Origin of the sequence: Shinella sp. NM-101 (genome assembly GCF_021401195.1) — a bacterium.
Lineage (GTDB): Bacteria > Pseudomonadota > Alphaproteobacteria > Rhizobiales > Rhizobiaceae > Shinella.
Map to the genome: position 1 here is coordinate 54,733 of NZ_JACBFT010000015.1, position 25,686 is coordinate 80,418.

Consider the following 25,686-nt stretch of genomic DNA (forward strand, 5'->3'; position numbering starts at 1 on the left):
GTCCCGCTATACCAGTTCCACGTCCAGAACCCCCGGGGTCGAACGCATGGCGGCGGCGATTTCGGGGGAGATGCGGAAGCGGTCGTTGAGCTCCACCTCGATCTCGCGCTGGCCGTTGTCCTTGATGACGATGAAGGACACGAGGCCGTCGCCCTTCGTATTGAGATGGGCGGCGATGGAGCGGAGCGGGCCGGAATCACGCACATAGACGCGCATCGCCTTCTGGGTGTGGAGCGATTCCTCCTCCAGCGAGCGCAGGGTCTGGATGCGAAGGCCGATGCCCTCCGGGCGTTCCTCCGCCTGCACCGTCATGACCAGAGACTTGCCGGGCTCCAGAAGATCGCGGTACTGGTTCAGCATTTCCGAGAACAGCACCGCCTCGAACTGGCCGGAGGAATCCGAGAAGGCGACGATGCCCATCTTGTTGCCGGTGCGGGTCTTGCGCTCCTGCCTGGAGGTCACCGTGCCGGCAAGACGGCCGGCAGTGGCGCCGCGCTTCACCGCGGCTGAGAAATCGCCGAAGGTCTGCACGCGCATCTTCGCCAGGATGGGGGCATAGGTATCGAGCGGGTGCGCCGACAGGAAGAAGCCGAGCACCTGGAACTCGCGGTGCAGCTTCTCCGAGGCGAGCCAGGGCGTATAGGGCGGCAGCGTGATGACCTCCGGCCCGGTCGCCGCCCCCATGCCGAAGATGTCGCCCTGCCCGCTCGTCTTGTTCTCCTGGGCGCGCTGGGCCGCGCCGAGCAGGCGGTCGAGGCCGGCGATCATGGCAGCCCGGTCATGGCCGAAGCAATCGAAGGCGCCGGCGACGATCAGGCTTTCGAAGACGCGGCGGTTGACGAATTTCGGATCGATGCGCGCGCAGAAATCCTCCAGGTTCCTGAACGGCGCATCGCCGCGGACCTCGACGATGTGCTGCACGGCCGCCTCGCCGACGCCCTTGATGGCGGCAAGCGCGTAGTAGATGCGGTTCTCGCCCGTCTCGAAATGGGCGAACGACGTCTGCACCGAGGGCGGGACGACCTCGATGCCGAGCCGCGCGGCATCCTGCCGGAAATCGTTCAGCTTGTCCGTGTTGGACATGTCGTAGGTCATCGACGCGGCGAGGAACTCGACCGGGTAATGCGCCTTCAGATAGGCCGTCTGGTAGGAGACGATGGCGTAGGCGGCGGCGTGCGACTTGTTGAAGCCGTAGTTGGCGAACTTGGCGAGCAGGTCGAAGATCAGGTCGGCCTGGGGCTTGAAGACGCCGTTCTTCACCGCGCCGTCGACGAAGCGGGCACGCTGCTTGTCCATCTCCTCCTTGATCTTCTTGCCCATGGCGCGGCGCAGAAGGTCGGCCTCGCCGAGGGAGTAGCCGGACAGGACCTGGGCGATCTGCATCACCTGCTCCTGGTAGACAATGACGCCCTGCGTCTCCTTGAGCAGATGGTCGATCTTCGGGTGGATCGACTCGATCTCCTCCTCGCCGTGCTTGCGGGCGTTGTAGACCGGAATGTTCTCCATCGGGCCGGGGCGGTAGAGCGCCACGAGCGCGATGATGTCCTCGATGCAGTCGGGCCGCATGCCGATCAGCGCCTTGCGCATGCCCGCGCTTTCCACCTGGAACACGCCGACCGTCTCGCCGCGCGAGAGCATCTCGTAGGTCGGCGGATCGTCGAGGGGCAGGCTTTCGAGCTTCACCTCGATATTGCGCTTGCGGATGAAGTCGACGGCGGTCTTGAGGACGGTCAGCGTCTTGAGGCCGAGGAAGTCGAACTTCACGAGGCCGGCCTGCTCCACCCATTTCATGTTGAACTGGGTGACCGGCATGTCGGAGCGCGGATCGCGGTACATCGGCACGAGCTGGGAGAGCGGCCGGTCGCCGATCACGATGCCGGCGGCGTGGGTCGAGGCGTGGCGGTAGAGGCCCTCGATCTTCTGGGCGATGTCGAGCAGGCGGGCGACGACCGGCTCCTTCTCCGCCTCCTCCTGCAGCTTCGGCTCCTCCTCGATCGCCTTGTAAAGCGGCGTCGGGTTGGCCGGGTTGTTCGGCACGAGCTTGCAGATCTTGTCGACCTGGCCATAGGGCATCTCAAGCACGCGCCCGACGTCGCGCAGCGCCGCGCGGGCCTGCAGCGAACCGAAGGTGATGATCTGCGCCACCTGCTCGCGGCCGTACTTCTGCTGGACGTAGCGGATCACCTCTTCGCGGCGGTCCTGGCAGAAGTCGATGTCGAAGTCGGGCATCGAGACGCGTTCCGGGTTGAGGAAGCGCTCGAAGAGCAGCGAGAAGCGCAAGGGATCGACGTCGGTGATGGTGAGCGCATAGGCGACGAGCGAGCCCGCGCCGGAACCGCGGCCGGGACCGACGGGAATGTTGTGCTGCTTGGCCCACTTGATGAAGTCGGAAACGATGAGGAAGTAGCCGGGGAACTTCATGCGCTCGATGACGCCGAGCTCGAAGTCCAGCCGCTCCCGGTAATCCTGTTCGGCATAGCCAGGCGTCAGGCCGAGCAAGGCCATGCGGCTCTCGAGGCCCTCGACGGCCTGGCGGCGCAGCTCGGCCGTTTCGGCGCGCTCCGCCTCTTCCGGATCGTCCGTCGCGCCGGTGAAGCGCGGCAGGATCGGCCCGCGGGTCTTCAGCACGAAGGAGCAGCGCCGGGCGATCTCCACCGTGTTCTCCAGGGCCTCCGGCAGGTCGGCGAAGAGCTTCGCCATGTCCTTGCGGCTCTTGAGATAGTGGTCCGGCGACAGGCGGAAGCGGTTGTCGTCCGAGACCATCGCATTGTGCGCCACCGCCATCAGCGCGTCGTGCGCGTCGTAGTCGTCCGGCGCGGGGAAGAAGGGCTCGTTGGTGGCGACCAGCGGCATGTCCTCGGCATAGGCAAGCTCGACCATGCGCCGCTCGTGCTGCCGGTCGTAGCGCCCGTGGCGCTGCAGCTCGATATAGAGCCGGTCGCCGAAGACGCGCTTCAATGCATCGAGCCGCGCCTTGGCGACAGCCGGCTGGCCGGCGAGGAAGGCCATGTCGACCGGCCCGCCGCGCGCGCCGGTAAGCGCGATCAGCCCTTCGGCGCCCTCCTCCAGCCAGTTGAAGGCGATGCGGGTCGACTGGTTGCCCTCACCGCCGAGATAGGCGCGGCTGACGAGATCGACGAGCCGCACATAGCCGGCGTCGCTCGCCGCGAGCAGGACGATCGAGGGCAGCTTCTGGAGCTGCGCCTGCGGGCCGCGCCGCTCCCCCTCGCCTTCGTCCTCCATGTCGATCGACAGCTGGCAGCCGATCAGCGGCTGGATGCCGTCGCCGATCGCCTTCTGCGAGAATTCGAGGGCCGCGAAGAGATTGTTGGTGTCGGTGATGGCGATCGCCGGCTGCCGGTCCGATATGGCCTTGCCGATGATCTTCTTGATCGGCAGGGCGCCTTCCAGCAGCGAGAAGGCCGAATGCACGCGCAGATGCACGAATTCCGGCGTCTGCGCGATCTTCTCGTCATCCGTCCCTGGTGCTTCGCCGGCCATCCGCATCTTCCTTCCGATCAGATGGAGAGCTTAAGCGGATTCGACCCCGTCCCGTCCAGAAGGTTCTTGGCTTTGCACCCGGTTTCCACGCATGGTTCATATCGACGCCATGGCGGCGGACGACATTCCGCCGTCAGATGCCGAAGAGGATGACGGAGAAGCTGGCGACGAACATGGCGACGGAGGTGAATGCAGCAAGATCGCGAAGAAAATCGGTCATGTGGCTACCTTTCCTGTTATGTTTTTAATTTGTTCGATTTTTGTTCCCGTGTCAACAGCTTTTCGCAGCCAATCTGGAGCGATGCCGGAGGATTTCTCCCAGGACGCGATCAGGAAGGATGATGAGGAAACAACATGGTGTTCCGCGACCTCGGCGCACCGGCCGGCAAGCGCAAGGGCGAAGGCCGCCTTGTCGCCGGAAAGGCGCGGTTCCTACGGTTCATGGACTGGAAGGGCGAGAGCGACCGCGCGATGCGCGGAGCCGGCCGCTAATCAGGCAAGCTCGCGCACGAGGCCGTCCTCGATCGTCACGCGGCGATCCATGAGGCCGGCGAGTTCGTGGTTGTGGGTCGCGATCAGCGAGGCAAGGCCGGACTGGCGGGCGAGCGCTTCCAGCGCCTCGAAAACGTAGCCGGCGGTCTCCGGATCGAGGTTGCCGGTCGGCTCGTCGGCGAGCAGGACGAGCGGCGCATTGGCGACGGCCCTTGCAATGGCGACGCGCTGCTGCTCGCCGCCGGAGAGCTCGGACGGGCGATGGTCGGCGCGGTGGCCGATGCGCATGTAGTCGAGAAGCTGGGCGGCGCGCTCGCGCGCCTCCGCCTTGGAGAGGCCGCCGATGAGCTGCGGCATCATGATGTTTTCGAGCGCCGTGAATTCCGGCAGCAGATGGTGGAACTGGTAGACGAAGCCGATCTCGCCGCGACGGATCGCCGTGCGCTGGTCGTCGGAAAGTTCGGCGCAGGAATGGCCGTTGACGATGACCTCGCCGGCATCGGGCTTTTCGAGCAGGCCGGCGATGTGCAGCAGCGTCGACTTGCCGGTGCCCGACGGGGCGACCAGCGCGACCGTCTCGCCGCTTTTCAGCGTGAAGTCCGCCCCCTTGAGGATGGCCAGCACCGTCTCGCCCTGGCCGTAGTGCCGTTCGATGCCCTTGAGTTCCAAAGCCGCGCGCGCAGTCATGCGTTCTGTTCCTATTCGTACCGGAGGGCCTGGACGGGATCGAGCCTGGAGGCACGCCAGGCGGGGAAGATCGTCGCGAGGAACGAGAGCGCCAGCGCCATGAGGATGACCGAGACCGTCTCGCCGGCATTCATGTCGGCCGGAAGCTGGCTGAGGAAGTAGAGCTCGGGGTTGAACAGCGTCGTGCCCGAGATCCAGGAGAAGAACTGGCGGATCGATTCGACATTGAGGCAGACGACGACGCCGAGCAGCACGCCGGCAAAGGTGCCGACCGTGCCGATCGCCGCCCCCGTCATGAAGAAGATCCGCATGATGGCGCCCGATGTCGCGCCCATGGTGCGCAGGATCGCGATGTCGCTGCCCTTGTCCTTCACCAGCATGATGAGGCCGGAGATGATGTTGAGCGCGGCGACGAGCACGATCAGCGTCAGGATCATGAACATGACGTTTCGCTCGACTTCCAGCGCCGAGAAGAAGGTGCGGTTGCGCTGGCGCCAGTCGGTGATGAAGATCTGCCGCTCGGCGGCGGCCTCCAGCGGCTGGCGAAGCTGGTCGACGGCGTCCGGATTGGAGACGTACAGCTCGATCGACTGCACGACACCCTCGGAATTGAAGTAGAGCTGGGCTTCCTCCAGCGGCATGTAGATGATCGAGGCGTCGTATTCCGACATGCCGATCTCGAAGACGGCGGAGACCGTATAGGTCTTCACGCGCGGGTTCACGCCGAGCGGCGTGACGTCGCCCTCGGGCGCGACGAGCGTGATCTGGCCGCCGGCACTGAGGCCGAGGGATTCGGCCATGCGCGCGCCGATGGCGACGCCGCCGCCGGTGGCAAAGCCGACGAGGTCGCCTTCCTTGATGTGATCGGAGACGGCCTTCATCCTGGCGAGGTCGTCGGCGCGCACGCCGCGCACCAGCGCGCCCGTCCCGCCGCCCGCCGTTCCCTGCGCAAGCGTCTGGCCCTCGACGAGCGGGATCGCCATCGTCACGCCCGGCACCGCGGCAAGGCGCTCGGCCAGCTTGGAATAGTCGTTCAGCGGGCTGTCGATCGGCTGGACGATCATGTGGCCGTTGACGCCGAGGATTCGGGAAATGAGCTCGGTGCGGAAGCCGTTCATGACCGCCATGACGATGATGAGGGTGGCCACGCCGAGCATGATGCCGATGAAGGAAAAGCCGGCGATGACGGAGATGAAGGCTTCCTTGCGCCGCGAGCGCAGGTAGCGCCAGGCGACCATCCGCTCGAAAGCGGAGAACGGGCGGCTTTTCTTGAAGGCCTGAGCCTCGGTTGCGGATGCACCGCTCGCTGCGTCAGCCATGTTTCCTCCCGTTACCGCCGGCCATGCGTCAGTTGCCGGACGTCAGGCGGTTGATGGCCGCCTCGATGGTCAGCGTCTCTCGCTCGCCGGTCTTGCGATCCTTGATCTCGACCTCGCCGTTCGCCACGCCGCGCGGGCCGGCGATGACCTGCACCGGCGCGCCGATGAGGTCGGCGGTGGCGAACTTGGCGCCCGCACGCTCGTCCTTGTCGTCGTAGAGCACGTCGACGCCGGCCTTCAGCAGCGCACCGTAAATCGTCTCGCAGGCCGCGTCGCAGGCCGCATCGCCCGACTTCATGTTGATGACGATGGCCTCGAAGGGCGCGACGGCCTTCGGCCAGATGATGCCGTTCTCGTCGTGCGAGGCTTCGATGATCGCGGGCACGAGGCGCGTCGGGCCGATGCCGTAGGAGCCCATGTGCACGGTATGCTCCTTGCCGTCGGGGCCCTGCACCTTGGCGCCCATGGCTTCGGAATATTTCGTGCCGAAATAGAAGATATGGCCGACCTCGATGCCACGGGCGGACAGGCGCTCGCCTTCCGGGATCGCCTCGAAGGCGGGCGCGTCGTGCATTTCCGAGGTCGCGGCATAGCGCGAGGTCCACTTCTCGAAGATGGCGCGCAGGCCCGCGACGTCCTCGAAGTTGGTGTCTTCGGCGGGCACGTCGAGGTTCAGGAAGTCCTTGTGGCAGAAGACTTCGGATTCGCCCGTATCGGCCAGGATGATGAACTCATGGCTGAGATCGCCGCCGATCGGGCCGGTATCGGCGCGCATCGGGATGGCGCGCAGGCCCATGCGCGAGAAGGTGCGCAGATAGGCGGCGAACATGCGGTTATAGGCATGCACGGCGCCCTCGCGGTTGAGGTCGAAGGAATAGGCGTCCTTCATCAGGAACTCACGCGAGCGCATGGTGCCGAAGCGCGGACGGATCTCGTCGCGGAACTTGAGCTGGATGTGGTAAAGGTTGAGCGGCAGGTCCTTGTAGGACTTCACGAACGAGCGGAAGACGTCCGTGATCATCTCCTCGTTGGTCGGGCCGTAGAGCATCGGGCGCTCCTGGCGGTCCTTGATGCGCAGCATCTCCTTGCCATAGGCGTCGTAGCGGCCGCTTTCCTGCCAGAGCTCGGCCGACTGCAGCGTCGGCATCAGCAGTTCGACTGCGCCGGAGCGGTTCTGCTCCTCGCGGATGATGGCGTTGACCTTGTCGAGGACGCGCTTGCCCAGCGGCAGCCAGGTATAGATGCCCTGGGACTGCTGCTTGATCATGCCCGCACGCAGCATGAGCCGGTGGGAGACGATCTCGGCCTCCTTGGGGTTTTCCTTGAGGATGGGCAGGAAGAAGCGGGAAAGGCGCATATCGGGTTCCGGAGTGACTGATCCGCCCTATTTCGGGAATCGGGCAAAATGACGTTGATTTTCACGCGTTCATAAACGCTTCGCGGGAGGAAGGGAACCCGGCAGGGCCGAACGGGGGCGTCGGCGCGAAGCACTGTCCACCGGACTCGGCGGCCCGGACAAATGTGGCAGAAAAATGGGGGCGCCTATAACGGAAATTGCGCGTAGCTTGTCAACGGAAAAATTTTATTCCAGTGTAGCAAAAATGCAAAAAAAGCGGATGACAACGCCCAAGCTTTGGGCTAGTTTCGGCTTACAAAACAGGCAGGAAGTACAAATTCCAGCCAATTTCGCGGTCAAGTCTTGGGAGGATCAGATCTTTGGCGCGCGCAGACGCTGCCACCGCACAACGGATAAAGATCACGCGATACCTGTAAAACAAGGCTTTCGGCCTTGTTTTTTTTTGCCTTTTTCACTTGCCCTCCTCCCTTCGCAAAATTCGGCCGCGGATTCCATGCGTCAAAGCCGCACACCACATGAGGCATTGCGGCACCACGCTTACGCACGGTCGGACAGGCGATGGCTGACGCTACGTCACCGGCGCCCGGCGGGCCCGCATAACCGTTTTTCCGACGCAGAATCTGACAAGAGGCAAATGGAAGACTTTTTCGCCGCGTCCCGGCGGGAATGAAATGCCTTGCTTCCTGCCTGCTAACGCTCGTTAACCTTTGTGGCGGCCGTCTATTCGTGGATCGGGACGAGCTGGGGGATGGCGTCGATGCCGTAGCCGAGCTGCATGGCGAAAATATAGGCGCCATAGATGACGGCGGAGACGAGCGTCGTCATCAACACGACGCGGCCGCCGCGAAAGCGCGCAGGTGCGCTTTCCACCGTGCCGGGCACCACGTCGTTCGCCTCCGCCTGCGTCTTCAGCCCGACGGGCAGGACGGCGAAGAGCGTGATCCACCAGACGATGAAATAGACGGCGAAATAGGAAAAGAACTGCATGGACGGTCCCTCGTGCGGCAGCGGCCCTTTTACGCCCGTCGGCGCGGAAGTTCAAACAGACAATGGGCGGCGTGCTGTCACACCTCTTCCAGCTCCACCAGCGTGCCGAGGAAATCCTTGGGATGGAGGAAGAGCACCGGCTTGCCATGGGCGCCGGTCTTCGGGTTTCCGTCGCCAAGGACACGCGCGCCGCTCGCCACCAGCTTGTCGCGGGCGGCGAGGATATCGTCCACCTCGTAGCAGATATGATGCATGCCGCCGGCGGGCGACTTTTCCAGGAAGGCGGCAATCGGCGAGGCTTCGCCCAGGGGTTCCAGCAATTCCACCTTGGTGTTCGGCAGCTCGACGAAGGCCACCGTCACGCCATGCTCCGGCAGCGCCTCGGCGGCGGAGACCGTCGCGCCGAGCGTGTCGCGGTAGGTCGCGATGGCAGCGGAAAGGTCCGGCACGGCGATGGCGATATGGTTGACCTTTCCGAGCATGCATTCTCTCCTTTGGTCGCCCCGGATGGGAGAAGGTGGCCCGGACGGGCCGGATGAAGGGGACGCCATCCCCATATCACCCGAGCCCCGGAACGCAAATCAGACCTTCGTCAGGAACACCGTGACGACGGGCTTCTTGCCCCAGATCTCGTTCGCGGTGGAGCGCACGGCGCGGCGCACCGCCTCGCGCACCATTTCGAGATCCTTGCGGCGGGCGCGCGGGATGCTTTCGACGGCGCCGAGCACGGCGTCATAGAGCGTGTCGCCCATATCCTCGCCCTCGTCGTCGAACTGCGGCAGGCCGAAGGGCTCGACTTCCGGGTCGCCCATGAAGTCGTAGCGGCTGTCGAGCAGGACGCTGACGGCGACGTGGCCGACGAAGGCGAGCTTGCGGCGGTCGCCGATGCCCATCTCCTCGTAATCGCCGATGAGATTGCCGTCCTTGAAGATGCGGCCGTAGGGGGCGTGGTCGACGACCTCGGGCATGCCGGGGGCGAGCTTCAGCACGTCGCCGTTGCGCACGCGCGGCACCTCGGCGATGCCGGACTGTCCGGCAAGCTCGGCATGGGCGGTCAGATGCACCGCCTCGCCGTGGACGGGCACGACCATCTTGGGGCGCACCCAGCCGTACATCTGCTGGAGCTCGTTGCGGCGCGGATGGCCGGAAACGTGCACCAGCGCCTCGGCGTCGGTGATGATATGGATGCCCTGCTCGACCAGGCCGTTCTTGATGTCGTTGATCGCCTTCTCGTTGCCGGGAATGGCGCGCGAGGAGAAGATGATCGTGTCGCCGGCGGTGAAGGCGACGTTGCGCATCTCGTCGCGCGCGATCTTGGCGAGCGCCGCGCGCGGCTCGCCCTGGCTGCCCGTCAGGATGACGACCACCTTGTCGCGCGGGATATAGCCGAATTCGTCCTCGGCGATAAAGGGCTTCAGGCCCTCCATCAGGCCGATGTCGCGCGCCACGTCCGCCACGCGCTTCATGGAGCTGCCGAGCAGCAGCACCTCGCGGCCGGCGGCTTCCGCGGCCTGGGCGATGGAGCGGATACGCCCCACATTCGAGGAGAAGGTGGTGATGCCCACCCTGCCCTCGGCGCTCTCGATGATCTTCGTCAGGCTTTCCGAGACCTCGTGCTCGGACGGGGAAATGCCGTCGCGCACGGCATTGGTGCTGTCGCAGATCAGCGCGAGGACGCCCTCGTCGCCGAGCTTGCGGAAGCGTGCCTCGTCCGTCAGCGGCCCGAGTGAGGGATCGAGGTCGATCTTCCAGTCGCCCGTGTGGATGACGGTGCCGAGCGGGGTCTTGATCGCCAGCGACATCGGCTCGGGAATGGAGTGGTTGACGCCGATGGCCTCGATCTCGAACGGGCCGAGATTGATCCTGTCGCCCTGCTTGAAGATCGTCACCGGGATCTCGACGCGGCTGCGCTCGTAGTCGCGCTTGGCCTCCAGCATGCCGGCCGTAAACGGCGAGGCGTAGACCGGCACGTTGAGGCCCGGCCACAGCTCGTTCAGCGCGCCGTAATGGTCCTCGTGGGCGTGGGTGATGACGATGCCCTTGAGGTTCTTGCGCTCGCCGGCGAGAAAGCGGATGTCGGGCAGCACGAGGTCGACGCCCGGCAGGTCCGGCCCCGGGAAGGTGACGCCGCAATCGACCATGATCCACTGGCGGTTCGTCTTCGGCCCATAGCCGTAGAGTGCGAGGTTCATGCCGATCTCGCCGACGCCGCCAAGCGGCAGGAACACCAGTTCGTCTTCTTTTGCCATCGGGTTCAAATAATCCTATCCAAAAAACACGTCGCCGGCCGCGATCAGTCGCGTACCGCCGTCATCCGTCTCCAGTTTCAGGAGACCTGTATCATCAATTCCGGCAAAGCGCCCGGAAATCGAACGGTCGGGCAGATTGACCGTTATGGTCTCGCCGATGCCGCCGGCGACCTGCTTCCAGCGCTCCATGATCGCCGCGATGCCGCGGCCGCGGTTCCAGAGCGAGAGCGTCTGCGCCATGGACTGGAAGAGCCAGGCGAAGAGTTCCTCGGGTGCGGCCGTGGCACCGAAGTCGCGCAGCGTCGCGACGGGGTAGAGCCCTGCGTCAGGCGCCACGGCGACGTTGATGCCGATGCCGATCACCAGGCCGTGCCGGCCATCGGGCAGGCTTTCGCCCTCGACAAGGATGCCGCAGACCTTTCGCCGGTCGATAAGGATGTCGTTCGGCCATTTGATCAGGACGTCGGGCGCATCGAGCGGCATGATGCGGCGGATGGCGTCCTGCACGGCGACGGCGACGGCGAGCGGCAGCGAGCCGAGCCGGTCCATCGGTGCCGCGTCGATCAGCAGCAGCGAGGCATAGAGATTGCCCGGCTCGGAGAACCAGGCGCGCCCGCGCCGGCCGCGCCCGCCGGTCTGCCGGCCGGCGGTGATCCAGAGACCGGAAAGCGCGCCCTTTCGGGCGCGCTCCAGGCATTCCGTATTGGTGGAGCCCACTTCGGCGAGCGCCTCGTGCCGGAAGTCGTCGAGCGACATCCGGCGAGGACTGGCGGACCCGCTCAAAAGAACGTCCGCGCCGCGGCTTCGGCCGCATTGCCGATCGGCCCGCCGATCAGCACGTAGCCGAGCATGAAGAGGCCGGAAAGGCCGAAGACCAGCTTCAGTTCGCCCGAGGTCCGGGCGAACTCGCCGGTCGGCTCGTCGAACCACATCACCTTGATGACGCGCAGGTAATAGTAGGCGCCGACGACCGAGGAGAGCACGCCGATGATGGCGAGCGCATAAAGCTGGGCCTCGATGGCCGCCATGAAGACGAAGTACTTGGCGAAGAAGCCTGCCAGCGGCGGAATGCCGGCCAGCGAGAACATCAGCACCGTCATCGCCGTCGCCATGAACGGGTTGGTCGAGGAAAGGCCGGCGAGGTCGTCGATGTTCTCGACATTGCCGCCTTCCTTGCGGCGCATGGCGAGGATGCAGGCGAAGGTGCCGAGCGTCATGACCATGTAGATGAGCATGTAGAGCGCCACGCCGCGAACGCCGGCCATGGAGCCGGAGGCAAGGCCGACGAGCGCATAGCCCATGTGGCCGATCGACGAATAGGCCATCAGGCGCTTGATGTTGCGCTGGCCGATGGCGGCGAAGGAACCGAGCAGCATCGAGGCGATGGAGATGAAGACCACGACCTGCTGCCAGTCGGCGACGACGGGCTGGAAGGCATCGATGACGATGCGCACCAGCATGGCCATGGCGGCGACCTTCGGGGCGGCGGCGAAGAAGGCCGTGACCGGGGTCGGCGCGCCTTCATAGACATCCGGCGTCCACATGTGGAACGGCACGGCCGAGATCTTGAAGGCAAGGCCGGCGAGGATGAACACCAGGCCGAAGACGAGGCCGAGCGAACGGCCTTCGGCGGTCAGGGCCGCGGCGATCTCCTGGAAGCCGATATGGCCGGTGAAGCCGTAGACCAGCGACATGCCGTAGAGCAGCATGCCCGACGACAGCGCGCCGAGAACGAAATATTTCAGGCCGGCTTCCGTCGAGCGCAGGCTCTCGCGGTTGATCGCGGCGAGCACGTAGAGGGCGAGCGACTGGAGTTCGAGTGCGAGATAGAGCGACAGCAGGCTGTTGGCGGAGATCATCAGCAGCATGCCGAGCGTCGACAGCACGACGAGAACCGGGAACTCGAAGCGGTCGAGCTGCTCCGAGCGGGCATGGCCGACCGTCATCACCATGGCGGTGATGGAGCCGATCAGCGCCAGCACCTTCATGAACTTGGCGAAGGCGTCCGAGACGAAGGCGCCGCCATAGGCCTGCCCCTCGCCCGTCGCCAGCACCAGCCAGAGACCGGCGATGATGAGCACGGCGACGGCGAGACCGGTCACGGTCGTGCCCGACCGTTCGCCCGAGAAGACACCGATCATCAGCAGGACCAGACCGCCGACGGCGAGGATGATCTCCGGCGTCGAGAGCTGAAGGCTGGCAAGGATTGTATCAGCAGTCATGTCTTGGGTCCCGTCCTCAGTTCGCCAGGAGCGCAACGGATTGCTGCGCCGCCTGCAGAGCCGCGGAATATTGGTTGAGAAGCGCGTCGACCGAGGCCGCCGTCACATTGAACACCGGTGCCGGATAGACGCCGAAGAAGATCGTCAGGATCACGAGCGGATAGAGCAGCAGCTTCTCGCGGCCCGAAAGGTCGAGCAGCGATTTCAGGCTTTCCTTCTCGAGCGCGCCGAAGATCACGCGGCGGTAGAGCCACAGCGCGTAGGAGGCCGAGAGGATGACGCCGGTCGTGGCGAAGAACGCGACCCAGGTATTGGCGCGGAAGGCGCCCAGCAGGGTCATGATTTCGCCGACGAAGCCGGAGGTGCCCGGCAGGCCGACATTCGCCATGGTGAAGACCATGAAGGCGACGGCATATTTCGGCATGTTGTTGACGAGGCCGCCATAGGCGGAGATCTCGCGGGTGTGCAGCCGGTCGTAGACGACGCCGACGCACAGGAACAGCGCGCCGGAGACGATGCCGTGCGAGAGCATCTGGAAGATGGCGCCCTGGAGGCCCTGCGTGTTCGCCGCGAAGATGCCCATGGTGACATAGCCCATGTGCGCGATCGACGAATAGGCGATCAGCTTCTTGATGTCGTCCTGCATCATCGCCACCAGCGAGGTGTAGATGATGGCGATGACCGACAGCGCGAAGACGAAGGGCGCGAAATAGTCCGACGCGAGCGGGAACATGGCCAGCGAGAAGCGGATGAAACCGTAGCCGCCGAGCTTCAGGAGGACGCCCGCCAGGATCACCGAGCCCGCCGTCGGCGCCTGCACGTGTGCGTCGGGAAGCCAGGTGTGGACCGGCCACATCGGCATCTTCACCGCGAAGGAGGCGAAGAAGGCGAGCCACAGCCAGGTCTGCATATGGGCCGGGAAGTTGTAGGCGAGCAGTTCCGTGATGTCCGTCGTGCCGGCCTGCCAGTACATCGCCATGATGGCGAGCAGCATCAGCACCGAGCCGAGCAGCGTGTAGAGGAAGAACTTGTAGGATGCGTAGACGCGATCCTTGCCGCCCCACACGCCGATGATGATGAACATCGGAATGAGGCCCGCTTCGAAGAAGACGTAGAAGAGGACGATGTCGAGCGAGACGAACACGCCGACCATGAACACTTCCAGAAGCAGGAAGGCGATCATGTATTCCTTCAGGCGCTTCTCGATGGTGTTCCAGCTCGCGAGCACGCAGAACGGCATCAGGAAGGTCGACAGGATGACGAACAGCATGGAGATGCCGTCGACGCCGAGATGGTAGGAAATGCCGGTGCCGAGCCATTCATGCTTCTCGACCATCTGGAAGCCGGGGTTCGAATAATCGAAGCCGACCCAGATGAAGAGCGAGAGTACGAAGGTGAAGACCGTCGTCAGCAGCGCCACGTTGAGGATGTTGCGGCGGCCGTACGGGCTGTCCTCGCGGGTCAGCAGCAGGAGCGCCACGCCGACGAGCGGGAGGAAGGTGACCGCTGAAAGAATGGGCCAATCGGTCATCAGAGGGAACTCCCGAGCATCATCCATGTGACGAGTGCCGCTATACCGAGCAGCATCGCGAATGCGTAGTGATAGAGGTAACCGGTCTGGAGGCGGACGACGCGGTTGGTGACGTCGACGACGCGGGCGGCGATGCCGTTCGGGCCGAAGCCGTCGATGACGGTGCCGTCACCCTTCTTCCAGAGGAACGTGCCGAGCGCCTTCGCCGGACGGACGAAGATGGCGTCGTAGAGCTCGTCGAAGTACCACTTGTTGAGCAGGAACTGGTAGAGGCCGCGGTGCTGCTCGGCGAGGTACTTCGGGGTCTCCGGCGAGCGGATGTACATGTACCAGGCGGTGACGAAGCCGATGGCCATGGCGGCGAACGGGCTCCACTTCACCCAGAGCGGAACGTGGTGGTACTCGTTGACCAGGTCATTCTCCGGCAGCGTGAAGAGCGCGCCCTGCCAGAACTCGACATAGTGGTGGCCGTAGAAATACTCGACGAACAGCACGCCCGCGAAGATCGCGCCGGCGCCCAGGATGAAGAGCGGGACCAGCATGACGGCAGGCGATTCATGGACGTGGTGCATGACGTCTGCGGAAGCGCGCGGCTTGCCGAAGAAGGTCATGAATGCCAGGCGCCAGGAATAGAAGCTCGTGAAGAGCGCGGCGATCACCAGGAGCGCGAAGGCGAAGCCGGCGACCGGGCTGTGCGAGGCGAAGGTACTCTCGATGATCGCATCCTTCGAGAAGAAGCCCGCAAAGCCGATAACGGTGCCCGGGATGCCGACGCCCGTCAGCGCCAGTGTACCGATCGTCATCATCCAGAAGGTGATCGGTATGTGCTTCCTCAGGCCACCCATGTAGCGCATGTCCTGCTCGCCGTCGACGGCGTGGATGACGGAGCCGGCGCCGAGGAACAGGAGGGCCTTGAAGAAGGCGTGCGTGAAGAGGTGGAAGATCGCCGCGCCGTATGCGCCGATGCCGAGGGCCACGAACATGTAGCCGAGCTGCGAGCAGGTCGAATAGGCGATGACGCGCTTGATGTCGTTCTGCACAAGGCCGACCGTCGCCGCGAAGAAGGCGGTGATGGCGCCGATCAGCGTGACGACCATCAGGGCGTCATGCGAGAGTTCGAAGATCGGCGACATGCGGGCGACCAGGAAGACGCCGGCGGTGACCATGGTGGCGGCATGGATGAGCGCCGAAACCGGGGTCGGGCCTTCCATGGCGTCCGGCAGCCAGGTGTGCAGCAGGAACTGCGCCGACTTGCCCATCGCGCCCATGAAGAGCAGGAGGCAGGTGGCGGTGAGCGCCTGCGACTTGTCGAGGCTCATGCCGAAGAGGTTGATGACGGGCTCTGCGGCATCCGCGGCGCCTTCGGCCGGAAGATAGGTCGCGGCCGTCGCGAAGATCGTCTCGAAGTTGATCGAGCCGAAGAGCACGAAGACCGAGAAGATGCCGAGCGCGAAGCCGAAGTCGCCGACGCGGTTGACGATGAAGGCCTTCATGGCGGCGGCGCAGGCCGAGGGCTTCTTGTACCAGAAGCCGATCAGGAGATAGGACGCCAGGCCGACGCCTTCCCAGCCGAAGAACATCTGCAGCAGGTTGTCCGACGTCACCAGCATGAGCATGGCGAAGGTGAAGAGCGAGAGATAGGCGAAGAAGCGCGGCCGATGCGGGTCGTGGTGCATGTAGCCGATCGAATAGACGTGCACGAGCGTCGAGACCGAATTGACGACGACGAGCATGACGGCCGTCAGCGTGTCGACGCGGAACGCCCATTCGACGTCGAGGCTGCCGGACTGGATCCAGGTGAGCACGCTGACCTTGATCATCTCCGTCTCGCCCATGGCGACGTTGAAGAAGACGATCCAGGAGAGTACGGCCGCGACGATCATGAAGCCGGACGTGATGTATTCCGACGCCTTGGCGCCGATGGCGTTGCCGCCAAGACCGGCGATCAGGAAGCCGATCAGCGGGAGGAAGACGATTGCCTTGATGATGGTATCCATGACCCGATCAGCCCTTCATCATATTGACGTCTTCGACGGCGATCGAACCGCGGTTACGGTAGAAGACGACGAGAATTGCAAGACCGATGGCCGCTTCCGCTGCCGCGACGGTCAGAATGAACAGCGCGAAGACCTGGCCGACGATGTCGTTCAGGAAGTGCGAGAATGCGACCATGTTGATGTTGACCGACAGCAGGATGAGCTCGATCGACATCAGGATGACGATGACGTTCTTCCTGTTCAGGAAGATGCCGAAAACGCCGAGCATGAAGAGGATGGCGCTGACGGTGAGATAGTGGGAAATACCGATTTCCATGATGCTTTTCCTTGTCCGCGCGGCCTCAGATGCCCTGCCCCGGCTTTACCTTGACCACCTCGACGGCGGTTGCCGGCGTACGGGCGACCTGCTGCGGGATGTTCTGGCGCTTGATATGCGGCTTGTGGCGCAGCGTCAGCACGATCGCACCGATCATGGCGACCAGCAGCACAAGGCCGGCGATCTGGAAGAAGTAGACGTAGTTCGTATAGAGCACGTCGCCGAGGGCGGCCGTGTTCGTGCGCTCGCTGATGGGCGGGATCGGCATGGAGGCGGTCTTGGCGATCTCGGGCGACATGGCCCAGCCGCCGGCGACCACCAGAAGCTCGATCGCGAGGATCACGCCGATCAGCGCGCCGACCGGGGCATAGTCGAGGGCACCCGCGCGCAACTCGGCGAAGTCGATGTCGAGCATCATCACGACGAAGAGGAAGAGGACCGCGACGGCGCCGACATAGACGACCAGCAGGATCATCGCCAGGAACTCGGCGCCCGTCAGGAGGAACAGGCCGGCCGCGTTGAAGAAGGTGAGGATCAGGAACAGCACGGAATAGACCGGGTTCCTCGACGCGATCACCATGAAGGCGGACGCCACCGCCACGAAGGCGAACAGATAGAAGAATAGAGCCTGCAGACCCATTTTGGTGCCTTTTCGTCTTCCCCGGAGAAGGTTCCCCCTGCCCCGTCGAAGCCTGACGACCCTTCGTCAGGCACATGCTTTCATTTTACCTTTCCGCTGCATATCAGCGGTAAGGCGAGTCCATAGCGATGTTGCGGGCGATTTCCCGCTCCCAGCGGTCGCCGTTCTCCAGAAGCTTCTGCTTGTCGTAGTAGAGCTCCTCGCGCGTCTCGGTCGAGAACTCGAAGTTCGGACCTTCGACGATGGCGTCGACCGGGCAGGCTTCCTGGCAGAAGCCGCAATAGATGCACTTCACCATGTCGATGTCGTAGCGAACGGTGCGGCGCGTGCCGTCGTTGCGCCGCGGGCCCGCCTCGATGGTGATGGCCTGGGCCGGACAGATGGCCTCGCACAGCTTGCAGGCGATGCAGCGCTCTTCGCCGTTGGGATAGCGGCGCAATGCGTGCTCGCCGCGGAAGCGCGGGGAGACCGGGCCCTTTTCGAAGGGATAGTTCACCGTCGCCTTGGCGCGGAAGAAGTAGCGCATCGACAGGAAGAACGCGCCGACGAATTCCTTGAGGAACAGCGAATTCACGGCTTGCGAAAGACTAGCCATTTCAAGCTCCAATGCTGCCGGAGATCAGGGCGGTCCTCATGCGGACCAACCCGTGAGCTTCAGCACGAATGCAACGATGACGACCATGGCCAGCGAGATCGGAAGGAAGACCTTCCAGCCGAGACGCATGAGCTGGTCGTAGCGATAGCGCGGCACGAAGGCCTTCACCATCGCGAACATGAAGAAGACGAAGGATGCCTTCAGGACGAACCAGACGATGCCCGGGACCCAGTTGAGGAACCAGACGTCGACCGGAGGCAGCCAGCCGCCGAGGAAGAGGATCGTGGTCAGCGCGCACATCAGGCAGATGGCGGCATATTCGCCGAGCATGAACATCATGTACGGGGTCGAGCCGTATTCGACCATGAAGCCGGCGACGAGTTCGGATTCGGCTTCGGGAAGGTCGAAGGGCGGGCGGTTCGTCTCGGCGAGCGCCGAGATGAAGAACACCACGAACATCGGGAACAGCGACAGCCAGTGCCAGTCGAGGAAGGACGGCGGCAGGCCGAGACGCGTACCGAGGCCGTCGCTCTGCGCCGTGACGATGTCCGTCAGGTTCAGCGAGCCGACGCACAGCAGCACCGTGACGATGACGAAACCGATCGACACTTCGTAGGAGACCATCTGCGCGGCCGAGCGCAGCGCGCCGAGGAACGGGTACTTCGAGTTCGAAGCCCAGCCGCCCATGATGATGCCGTACACTTCGAGCGAGGAGATCGCGAAGATGTAGAGGATGCCGACATTGATGTTGGCGATCACCCAGCCGTTGTTGAGCGGCACCACCGCCCAGGTGGCGAGCGCCAGCGTCACGGAGACGAGCGGGGCGAGCAGGAAGATCGCCTTGTTGGCGCCGGCCGGGATGACCGGCTCCTTGAAGACGAACTTCAGAAGGTCGGCGAAGGACTGGAAGAGCCCCCAGGGACCGACGACGTTCGGGCCGCGGCGAAGCTGCACGGCGGCCCAGATCTTGCGGTCGGCAAGGAGTACGTAGGCGATGAAGACCAGAAGCGCGACCAGCAGCAGAAGCGACTGGGCGATCATGATCACCGCGGGCCAGACATAGGTCGAAACGAAAGCGTCCATAATGCTTTATCCCTTCGCGCTCATTCCGCCGCGACTTTGAAATTGTTGCGGGCCAGAGCCGAGCATTCGGCCATGACCGCGGAAGCGCGCGCTATCGGGTTCGTCAAATAGAAGTCTTTGATCGGAGACGCAAACCCGGAATTCGCCATCGTCCCGCCTTTTTTCGCAAGGGCGGACAGATCGGCGATATCGCCGGGCGAAATCTCGTCGATCGCGGCGAAATGCGGGTGCGCGGCATAGAGCTTCTCGCGAAGCTGGGCGAGCGAATCGAACGGCAGCTTCTTGCCGAGAACGTCGGAGAGAGCGCGCAGGATCGCCCAGTCCTCGCGGGCGTCGCCCGGAGCGAAGCCGGCGCGGTTGCCCATCTGGACGCGGCCTTCGGTGTTGACCCAGAGGCCCGACTTCTCTGTATAGGCCGCACCCGGCAGGATGACGTCGGCGACATGGGCGGCGTTGTCGCCGTGCGAGCCGATATAGACCGTGAAGGCGGTCTTCTGCGCGAAGTCCATCTCGTCGGCGCCGAGCAGGAACAGCACGTCCGTGCCCGTCAGCATCTCCGCTGCCGTCTTGCCGCCCTCGCCCGGCACGAAGCCAAGGTCGAGGCCGCCGACGCGCGCGGCCGCGGTATGCAGCACGGCAAGGCCGTTCCAGCCCGCTTTCACCGCGCCGACCTTTTCCGCAAGGGCGGAAACGGCCGAAAGGACGGCGAGGCCATCGGGACGCGACAGCGCGCCCTGGCCGACGATGATCATCGGGCGCTCGGCCTTCTTCAGCTTGGCGGCGAACTTGACCGAGCCGTCGAGGAGGCCGGAGAGCGTATCCGCGCCGGCGCCGAGATATTCGTAGCCATAGCGCAAATCGCCGTCTGCGCCGATCACGCCGATCGGGAAGTTGTCCATGCGCCAGCGCTTGCGGATGCGGGCGTTGAGCACGGCCGCTTCCAGGCGCGGGTTGGAGCCGACGATCAGCAGCGCGTCGGCCTCTTCGATGCCTTCGATGGTCGGGTTGAAGATGTAGCTGGCGCGGCCGAGCGACGGGTCGAGTACCGAGCCGTCCTGGCGGCAGTCGACGTTGACAGAGCCGAGCGCGGTCATCAGTTCGCGCAGCGCGAAGATTTCCTCGACGGAGGCAAGATCACCGGCGATGGCGCCGATGCGCTCGCCCGCCTTGCCGGCGACGGCGGCCTTGACGGCGCCGAAGGCCCCGGCCCAGCTTGCCGGCTGGAGACGGCCGTTACTGCGGACATAGGGGCGGTCGAGACGCTGGGTCTTCAGGCCGTCCCAGATGTAGCGGGTCTTGTCGGAGATCCACTCCTCGTTGATCTCTTCGTTGACGCGCGGCAGGATGCGCATGACTTCACGGCCGCGCGTATCGACGCGGATGGCCGAGCCGACGGCATCCATGACGTCGATGGATTCCGTCTTGTTCAGTTCCCACGGACGGGCCGTGAAGGCGAAGGGCTTGGAGGTCAGCGCGCCGACCGGGCAGAGGTCGACCACGTTGCCCTGCAGCTCGGAGGTCATCGCCTGTTCGAGATAGGTTGTGATCTCGGCGTCCTCGCCACGGCCGATGAGGCCGAGTTCGCTGATGCCGGCGACTTCCGTGGTGAAGCGGACGCAGCGCGTGCAGTGGATGCAGCGCGTCATGACCGTCTTGACGAGCGGGCCGATATACTTGTCCTCGACCGCGCGCTTGTTCTCGGCGTAGCGCGAACTGTCGATGCCGAAGGCCATCGCCTGGTCCTGCAGGTCGCATTCGCCGCCCTGGTCGCAGATCGGGCAATCGAGCGGATGGTTGATGAGCAGGAATTCCATCACGCCTTCGCGCGCCTTCTTGACCATCGGCGTGGTCGTGAAGACTTCCGGCGGTTCGCCGTTCGGGCCGGGACGCAGGTCGCGCACGCCCATGGCGCAGGAGGCCGCCGGCTTCGGCGGGCCGCCCTTCACCTCGACGAGGCACATGCGGCAGTTGCCGGCAACCGACAGCCGCTCGTGGAAACAGAAGCGCGGAACTTCGGCACCCGCCTCCTCGCACGCCTGAAGCAGCGTGAAGTGATCCGGGACTTCAATTTCTTTTCCGTCGACTATCAGCTTTGCCATATCTCAATCCCGCTTCTGACGCGGGGAAACCCCGCCCTGCCAGCGCCATTCTCCGGCTTCCGCTCCGGGCCTTCGCCCTTCCCTTCGGCCTTTGTTCCATCTGCCGGTTCCGGCGGGCCCTAGCCCCTGCCCTTCGCCAGCGTCCTTGCCTGCTCCACCCAGCCGTCGCGGGCGATGCGCCCGCCGAGGCCGAGCTCGGCTTCGATCCGTGCCGCATCCGCGTCCGTCAGGGCCGCGATGTCGGCGTAGCGCTTGAGCCCCATGCCGTTCAGCACCTGCTCCAGCTTCGGCCCGATGCCCGAAATCACCTTCAGGTCATCGGCCTTCCCGGCTTTCGCCGCCGGCGCCTTGCGCGCCGGCCTCGCTTCCGTCGTCTTCGGCGTCGCGCTCCTTTCGCGCGCCACCTTGACCTTCGGTTCCGCCGCTGGCGTTTCCGTCTTCGGAACCACCCGCAGCTCCGGCTTCGCCTTCACGGGCGCTGCCGTCTCTTTCGCGGCTTCGGCCCTGGCGGTCAGTTCCGCCGCCTCGTCCAGCATCGCCTTCGTCCGCTCCGCCGCGCTCTGCATCACGCCCAGCATCGCCCCGGCCATCTGGCCCGCAATGGCGAAGCCGATCGCGGTCGTGGCGGCCATCGCCGCCATCGGATGCGCCATCAGCGGATGCAGCGGCACATCCGGCATCTGCTTCAGCCACGGCGACAGCCCGAACAGGTCGTCGCCGGCAGCTTCAGCCGGCGGGACGTGGGTCGCATTCGCATCCTGTCCAACCGGCTTCGTCATCGTCCTACTCCGCTGCTTCCAGTACCGCGCCATGCGCCATGGCATTGGCGGTGTACTGGTCGATGCGCGCCTCGATCTCGGGGCGGAAGTTGCGGATGAGGCCCTGGATCGGCCAGGCCGCGGCGTCGCCGAGCGCGCAGATCGTGTGGCCCTCGATCTGCTTCGTCACGTCGAAAAGCATGTCGATCTCGCGCTTCTGCGCGTTGCCGCGCACCATGCGCTCCATGACGCGCATCATCCAGCCCGTGCCTTCGCGGCAGGGCGTGCACTGGCCGCAGCTCTCGTGCTTGAAGAAGGCCGAGATGCGCCAGATCGCCTTGATGATGTCCGTCGAGCGATCCATGACGATCATGCCGCCGGTGCCGAAGGAGGACTTCACCTCGCGCAGGCCGTCGAAGTCGAGCGTGACGTTCATCATGTCCTCGGCCTTGACGACCGGGCACGATGCGCCGCCGGGAATGACGGCGAGCAGATTGTCCCAGCCGCCGCGAATGCCGCCGCCGTGCTTCTCGACCATCTCCTTGAAGGAGATGCCCATGCTCTCCTCGACCGTGCAGGGCCTGTTGACGTGGCCGGACATCATGAACAGCTTGGTGCCGACATTGTTCGGGCGGCCGAAGCTGGAGAACCAGCTTGCGCCGCGGCGCAGGATCGTCGGCGTGACGGCGATGGACTCGACGTTGTTGACGGTCGTCGGGCAGCCGTAGAGGCCCATGTTCGCCGGGAACGGCGGCTTCAGGCGCGGCTGGCCCTTCTTGCCTTCGAGGCTTTCGAGCAGCGCGGTTTCCTCGCCGCAGATATAGGCGCCGGCGCCGTGATGGACGAAGACGTCGATGTCGTAGCCGAGCTTGTTGTTCTTGCCGAGAAGGCCGGCCTCGTAGCATTCGTCGATGGCGGCCTGGAGGGCTTCACGCTCGCGGATGAACTCGCCGCGCACGTAGATATAGGCCGCATGCGCACCCATGGCGAAGGAGGCGATCACGCAGCCTTCGATCAGCGTGTGCGGATCGTGGCGCAGGATGTCGCGATCCTTGCAGGTGCCGGGCTCGGATTCGTCGGCGTTGACGACGAGGTAGTGCGGACGGCCGTCGCTCTCCTTCGGCATGAAGGACCACTTGAGGCCGGTCGGGAAGCCGGCGCCGCCGCGGCCGCGCAGGCCCGAGGCCTTGACCTCGTTGATGATCCAGTCACGGCCCTTTTCGAGAAGCTGCTTGGTGCCGTCCCAATGGCCGCGGGCCATGGCGCCCTTCAGCGACTTGTCCTTGGTGCCGTAGATATTGGTGAAGATGCGATCCTGGTCCTTAAGCATGATTCACCCCTTTACCGCGGCTTCTTGCCGAAGACGCGGATGTATTCCGCTTCGCCGCCCTTGGCGAGCGCCTTGGCCTGCTTGACCCAGTCGTCGCGCTCGATGCGGCCCTTGAAATTCAGATATCCGTCGACCCATTCGCGCTCCGCCTTCTTCCAGGATGCGATCTGGGCGAAGGTGAAGATGCCGAGCTCGTGCAGGATGCCCTCGATCTTCGGGCCGACGCCGGAGATGAGCTTGAGGTCGTCGGGCGTTGCCGGGCGCTCGATGCCGGCCGGACGGTTCTTGTCCTCCAGCGACGGCTTGCCGGCGAGCGGCTGCCTGGCCGCCGCATCGCCGCCCTCGGCGCGCGTCTCGCCCTTCACCTCGGCATTGGCCGCGGCTTGCGCCTTGTCGGTCGCGGGCGTCTTCAGCTTGGGATCGGTCTCGTCGGCATCCGTCTTGGCACGGGCGGCGTTCGACGGGGGAACGCTGACGCTCTCGTCTTCGCTCTTGCGGGCGCGGGTCGTCTTCTTCGCAGCCGGTTCCAGCTCGTTGAGGCTGGTAAGGCCGCCGGCCGGGGCCGAATAGATGCGGTCGATCTGCGTGCCCGGCTTGACGTCGGCGCCCTTGCCGGCGTCGAAACGGTCGATGATGTGCTCGAGCTGCGTCGGCGTCAGGTCCTCGTAGCTGTCCTTGAAGATCATGATCATCGGTGCGTTGACGCAGGCGCCCTGACACTCGACCTCTTCCCAGGAAAGCGTGCCGCTCTCGTTGCGGTGGAAGGGCTCCGGGTGGATGCGCTTCTTGCAGACGTTGATCAGCTCTTCCGCGCCGCGCAGCATGCAGGGCGTCGTGCCGCAGACCTGCACATGGGCGCGCGTGCCGATCGGCAGAAGCTGGAACTGCGTGTAGAAGGTCGCGACTTCCAGAACGCGGATATAGGCCATGTCGAGCATGTCGGCGACATATTCGATGGCCGCCTTGGTGACCCAGCCGTCCTGTTCCTGCGCCCGCATCAGCAGCGGAATGACCGCCGATTGCTGGCGGCCCTTCGGATACTTGTTGATCGTGGCCTTCGCCCAGGCCGCATTCTCCTTGGAGAAGGCGAAGCTGGCGGGCTGGACATTGTCATCGGCTAGTCGACGAACGGACATTCTGTAACGCCTTGTCTCAGTTAATTTGCCGGCGCTGCGCGTCCGCCTTGCCGGCGGAGACGCGGGCATGGGCCGGCGTGTCTTTCTGAAGGAATACGAGTGCGCAGCCCGCGGACGCATGCGCCCGAGCGGCGGCCTTCGCGAAGGCGGCGGTCGGGATCGCGGCGGTCACGGCAGGGGCTGCGTTCGGCATCAGCGGTCAACCTCGCCGAACACGATGTCGAGGGAGCCCAGGATCGCCGAGACGTCGGCAAGCTGGTGGCCGCGACAGATGAAGTCCATGGCCTGAAGGTGGGCATAGCCCGGCGCGCGGATCTTGCAGCGGTAGGGCTTGTTGGTGCCGTCGGCGACGAGGTAGACGCCGAACTCGCCCTTCGGCGCTTCCACGGCCGCGTACACTTCGCCGGCCGGCACATGGTAGCCTTCCGTGTAGAGCTTGAAGTGATGGATGAGCGCTTCCATCGAGCGCTTCATCTGGCCACGCTTCGGCGGCACCATCTTGCCGTCGATGGAGGAGACCGGGCCGACCTTGGCGTCGCCGAGCAGGCGGTTAACGCACTGGCGCATGATCTTGGCGGATTCGCGCATCTCGATCATGCGGATGACATAACGGTCGTAGCAGTCGCCGTTCTTGCCGATCGGGATGTCGAAGTCGAGATCGGAATAGCACTCGTAGGGCTGCGAGCGGCGCAGGTCCCAGGCAGCGCCCGAACCGCGCACCATGACGCCCGAGAAGCCCCAGGCCCAGCAGTCTTCCAGCTTCACCACGCCGATATCGACGTTGCGCTGCTTGAAGATGCGGTTGCCGGTAAGCAGCTCGTCGATGTCGTCGACGGTCTTCAGGAACGGGTCGATCCACTTGCCGATGTCTTCCACCAGCTCGTGCGGCAGGTCCTGGTGGATGCCGCCCGGACGGATATAGGCCGAGTGCATGCGCGCGCCGCAGGCGCGCTCATAGAACACCATAAGCTTCTCGCGCTCCTCGAAGCCCCAGAGCGGCGGTGTCAGCGCGCCGACGTCCATGGCCTGGGTCGTCACGTTGAGGAGGTGCGAGAGGATGCGGCCGATCTCGGAATAGAGCACGCGGATGAGCTGGCCGCGGATCGGAACTTCCGTACCCGTCAGCTTCTCGACGGCGAGTGCGAAGGCATGTTCCTGGTTCATCGGCGCCACGTAGTCGAGACGGTCGAAATAGGGCACGGCCTGAAGATAGGTCTTCGTCTCTATCAGCTTCTCGGTGCCGCGGTGCAGGAGGCCGATATGCGGGTCGACGCGCTCGACGATCTCGCCGTCGAGTTCGAGGACGAGACGCAGAACCCCGTGCGCCGCAGGGTGCTGCGGGCCGAAGTTGATGTTGAAGTTGCGAACGTTGTGCTCGTTCATTGGC

The 25,686-nt window shown here is 64.6% G+C and carries 22 protein-coding genes; 1 reads left to right on the plus strand and 21 read right to left on the minus strand.

Annotated features, from left to right (window positions below; translation table 11 throughout):
• Nucleotides 1-6: 6 nt before the first annotated feature.
• On the minus strand, nucleotides 7-3,501 hold the full coding sequence (dnaE, locus tag L0976_RS22415; protein WP_234189347.1) for a DNA polymerase III subunit alpha: 3,495 nt from the start codon (nucleotides 3,499-3,501) through the stop codon (nucleotides 7-9).
• Between the two features lie 354 nt (nucleotides 3,502-3,855).
• Between dnaE and L0976_RS22420 the strand changes: the two genes are divergently transcribed.
• Entirely contained in the window at nucleotides 3,856-3,993 is a 138-nt protein-coding gene (locus L0976_RS22420; protein WP_234189348.1) for a hypothetical protein, read from the plus strand.
• Here L0976_RS22420 and L0976_RS22425 read toward each other — a convergent pair whose 3' ends face one another.
• From L0976_RS22425 to L0976_RS22520, 20 genes are all read right to left on the minus strand, one after another.
• Nucleotides 3,994-4,680, minus strand: a complete 687-nt coding sequence (locus L0976_RS22425) for an ABC transporter ATP-binding protein (protein WP_203318637.1) — start codon at nucleotides 4,678-4,680, stop codon at nucleotides 3,994-3,996.
• Nucleotides 4,681-4,691: 11 nt separating this feature from the next.
• Nucleotides 4,692-5,999, minus strand: coding sequence for a lipoprotein-releasing ABC transporter permease subunit (locus tag L0976_RS22430; protein WP_234189349.1), 1,308 nt, complete (start codon nucleotides 5,997-5,999; stop codon nucleotides 4,692-4,694).
• 28 nt (nucleotides 6,000-6,027) lie between these two features.
• Nucleotides 6,028-7,356 (minus strand): proline--tRNA ligase, encoded by a 1,329-nt coding sequence (gene proS, locus L0976_RS22435; RefSeq protein WP_234189350.1) that lies wholly within the window; start codon nucleotides 7,354-7,356, stop codon nucleotides 6,028-6,030.
• 720 nt (nucleotides 7,357-8,076) lie between these two features.
• Nucleotides 8,077-8,343, minus strand: coding sequence for a DUF1467 family protein (locus L0976_RS22440; RefSeq protein ID WP_234189351.1), 267 nt, complete (start codon nucleotides 8,341-8,343; stop codon nucleotides 8,077-8,079).
• A 77-nt stretch (nucleotides 8,344-8,420) separates the two neighbouring features.
• Nucleotides 8,421-8,825 carry a methylmalonyl-CoA epimerase gene (gene mce, locus L0976_RS22445; protein WP_234189352.1) on the minus strand — a complete coding sequence of 135 codons (405 nt, stop codon included), beginning with the start codon at nucleotides 8,823-8,825 and terminating at the stop codon, nucleotides 8,421-8,423.
• A 99-nt stretch (nucleotides 8,826-8,924) separates the two neighbouring features.
• Nucleotides 8,925-10,592 (minus strand): ribonuclease J, encoded by a 1,668-nt coding sequence (locus L0976_RS22450; protein ID WP_234189353.1) that lies wholly within the window; start codon nucleotides 10,590-10,592, stop codon nucleotides 8,925-8,927.
• 15 nt (nucleotides 10,593-10,607) lie between these two features.
• Nucleotides 10,608-11,348 (minus strand): biotin--[acetyl-CoA-carboxylase] ligase, encoded by a 741-nt coding sequence (locus L0976_RS22455; protein ID WP_234189393.1) that lies wholly within the window; start codon nucleotides 11,346-11,348, stop codon nucleotides 10,608-10,610.
• 23 nt (nucleotides 11,349-11,371) lie between these two features.
• Entirely contained in the window at nucleotides 11,372-12,814 is a 1,443-nt protein-coding gene (gene nuoN, locus L0976_RS22460; RefSeq protein WP_203318631.1) for an NADH-quinone oxidoreductase subunit NuoN, read from the minus strand.
• Nucleotides 12,815-12,830: 16 nt separating this feature from the next.
• Complete coding sequence (locus tag L0976_RS22465; protein WP_203318630.1) at nucleotides 12,831-14,345, minus strand: NADH-quinone oxidoreductase subunit M; 1,515 nt, start codon at nucleotides 14,343-14,345, stop codon at nucleotides 12,831-12,833.
• Nucleotides 14,345-16,342, minus strand: a complete 1,998-nt coding sequence (nuoL, locus tag L0976_RS22470; RefSeq protein ID WP_234189354.1) for an NADH-quinone oxidoreductase subunit L — start codon at nucleotides 16,340-16,342, stop codon at nucleotides 14,345-14,347. Before nuoL ends, L0976_RS22465 begins: the two co-directional genes overlap by 1 nt.
• 7 nt (nucleotides 16,343-16,349) lie before the next feature.
• Nucleotides 16,350-16,658 (minus strand): NADH-quinone oxidoreductase subunit NuoK, encoded by a 309-nt coding sequence (gene nuoK, locus L0976_RS22475; RefSeq protein ID WP_203318628.1) that lies wholly within the window; start codon nucleotides 16,656-16,658, stop codon nucleotides 16,350-16,352.
• 25 nt (nucleotides 16,659-16,683) lie between these two features.
• Nucleotides 16,684-17,298, minus strand: coding sequence for an NADH-quinone oxidoreductase subunit J (locus tag L0976_RS22480; protein ID WP_234189355.1), 615 nt, complete (start codon nucleotides 17,296-17,298; stop codon nucleotides 16,684-16,686).
• A 103-nt stretch (nucleotides 17,299-17,401) separates the two neighbouring features.
• Nucleotides 17,402-17,893, minus strand: a complete 492-nt coding sequence (nuoI, locus tag L0976_RS22485; RefSeq protein WP_203318626.1) for an NADH-quinone oxidoreductase subunit NuoI — start codon at nucleotides 17,891-17,893, stop codon at nucleotides 17,402-17,404.
• Between the two features lie 36 nt (nucleotides 17,894-17,929).
• Entirely contained in the window at nucleotides 17,930-18,976 is a 1,047-nt protein-coding gene (gene nuoH / locus L0976_RS22490; protein ID WP_203318625.1) for an NADH-quinone oxidoreductase subunit NuoH, read from the minus strand.
• Between the two features lie 20 nt (nucleotides 18,977-18,996).
• A complete protein-coding gene (gene nuoG, locus L0976_RS22495; RefSeq protein WP_234189356.1) occupies nucleotides 18,997-21,075 on the minus strand; it encodes an NADH-quinone oxidoreductase subunit NuoG in 2,079 nt (692 codons plus the stop codon).
• Between the two features lie 119 nt (nucleotides 21,076-21,194).
• Nucleotides 21,195-21,854 (minus strand): NADH:ubiquinone oxidoreductase, encoded by a 660-nt coding sequence (locus L0976_RS22500; RefSeq protein ID WP_234189357.1) that lies wholly within the window; start codon nucleotides 21,852-21,854, stop codon nucleotides 21,195-21,197.
• Between the two features lie 4 nt (nucleotides 21,855-21,858).
• Nucleotides 21,859-23,163, minus strand: coding sequence for an NADH-quinone oxidoreductase subunit NuoF (gene nuoF / locus L0976_RS22505; RefSeq protein ID WP_234189358.1), 1,305 nt, complete (start codon nucleotides 23,161-23,163; stop codon nucleotides 21,859-21,861).
• An 11-nt stretch (nucleotides 23,164-23,174) separates the two neighbouring features.
• Nucleotides 23,175-24,299, minus strand: coding sequence for an NADH-quinone oxidoreductase subunit E (locus L0976_RS22510; protein ID WP_234189359.1), 1,125 nt, complete (start codon nucleotides 24,297-24,299; stop codon nucleotides 23,175-23,177).
• Nucleotides 24,300-24,315: 16 nt separating this feature from the next.
• The gene (locus L0976_RS22515) at nucleotides 24,316-24,492 is read right to left on the minus strand and encodes a hypothetical protein (RefSeq protein ID WP_234189360.1); all 177 of its coding nucleotides are present in this window, start codon (nucleotides 24,490-24,492) and stop codon (nucleotides 24,316-24,318) included.
• Nucleotides 24,492-25,682, minus strand: a complete 1,191-nt coding sequence (locus L0976_RS22520; RefSeq protein WP_234189361.1) for an NADH-quinone oxidoreductase subunit D — start codon at nucleotides 25,680-25,682, stop codon at nucleotides 24,492-24,494. The genes L0976_RS22515 and L0976_RS22520 overlap by 1 nt, the downstream gene beginning before the upstream one ends.
• Nucleotides 25,683-25,686: the final 4 nt, after the last annotated feature.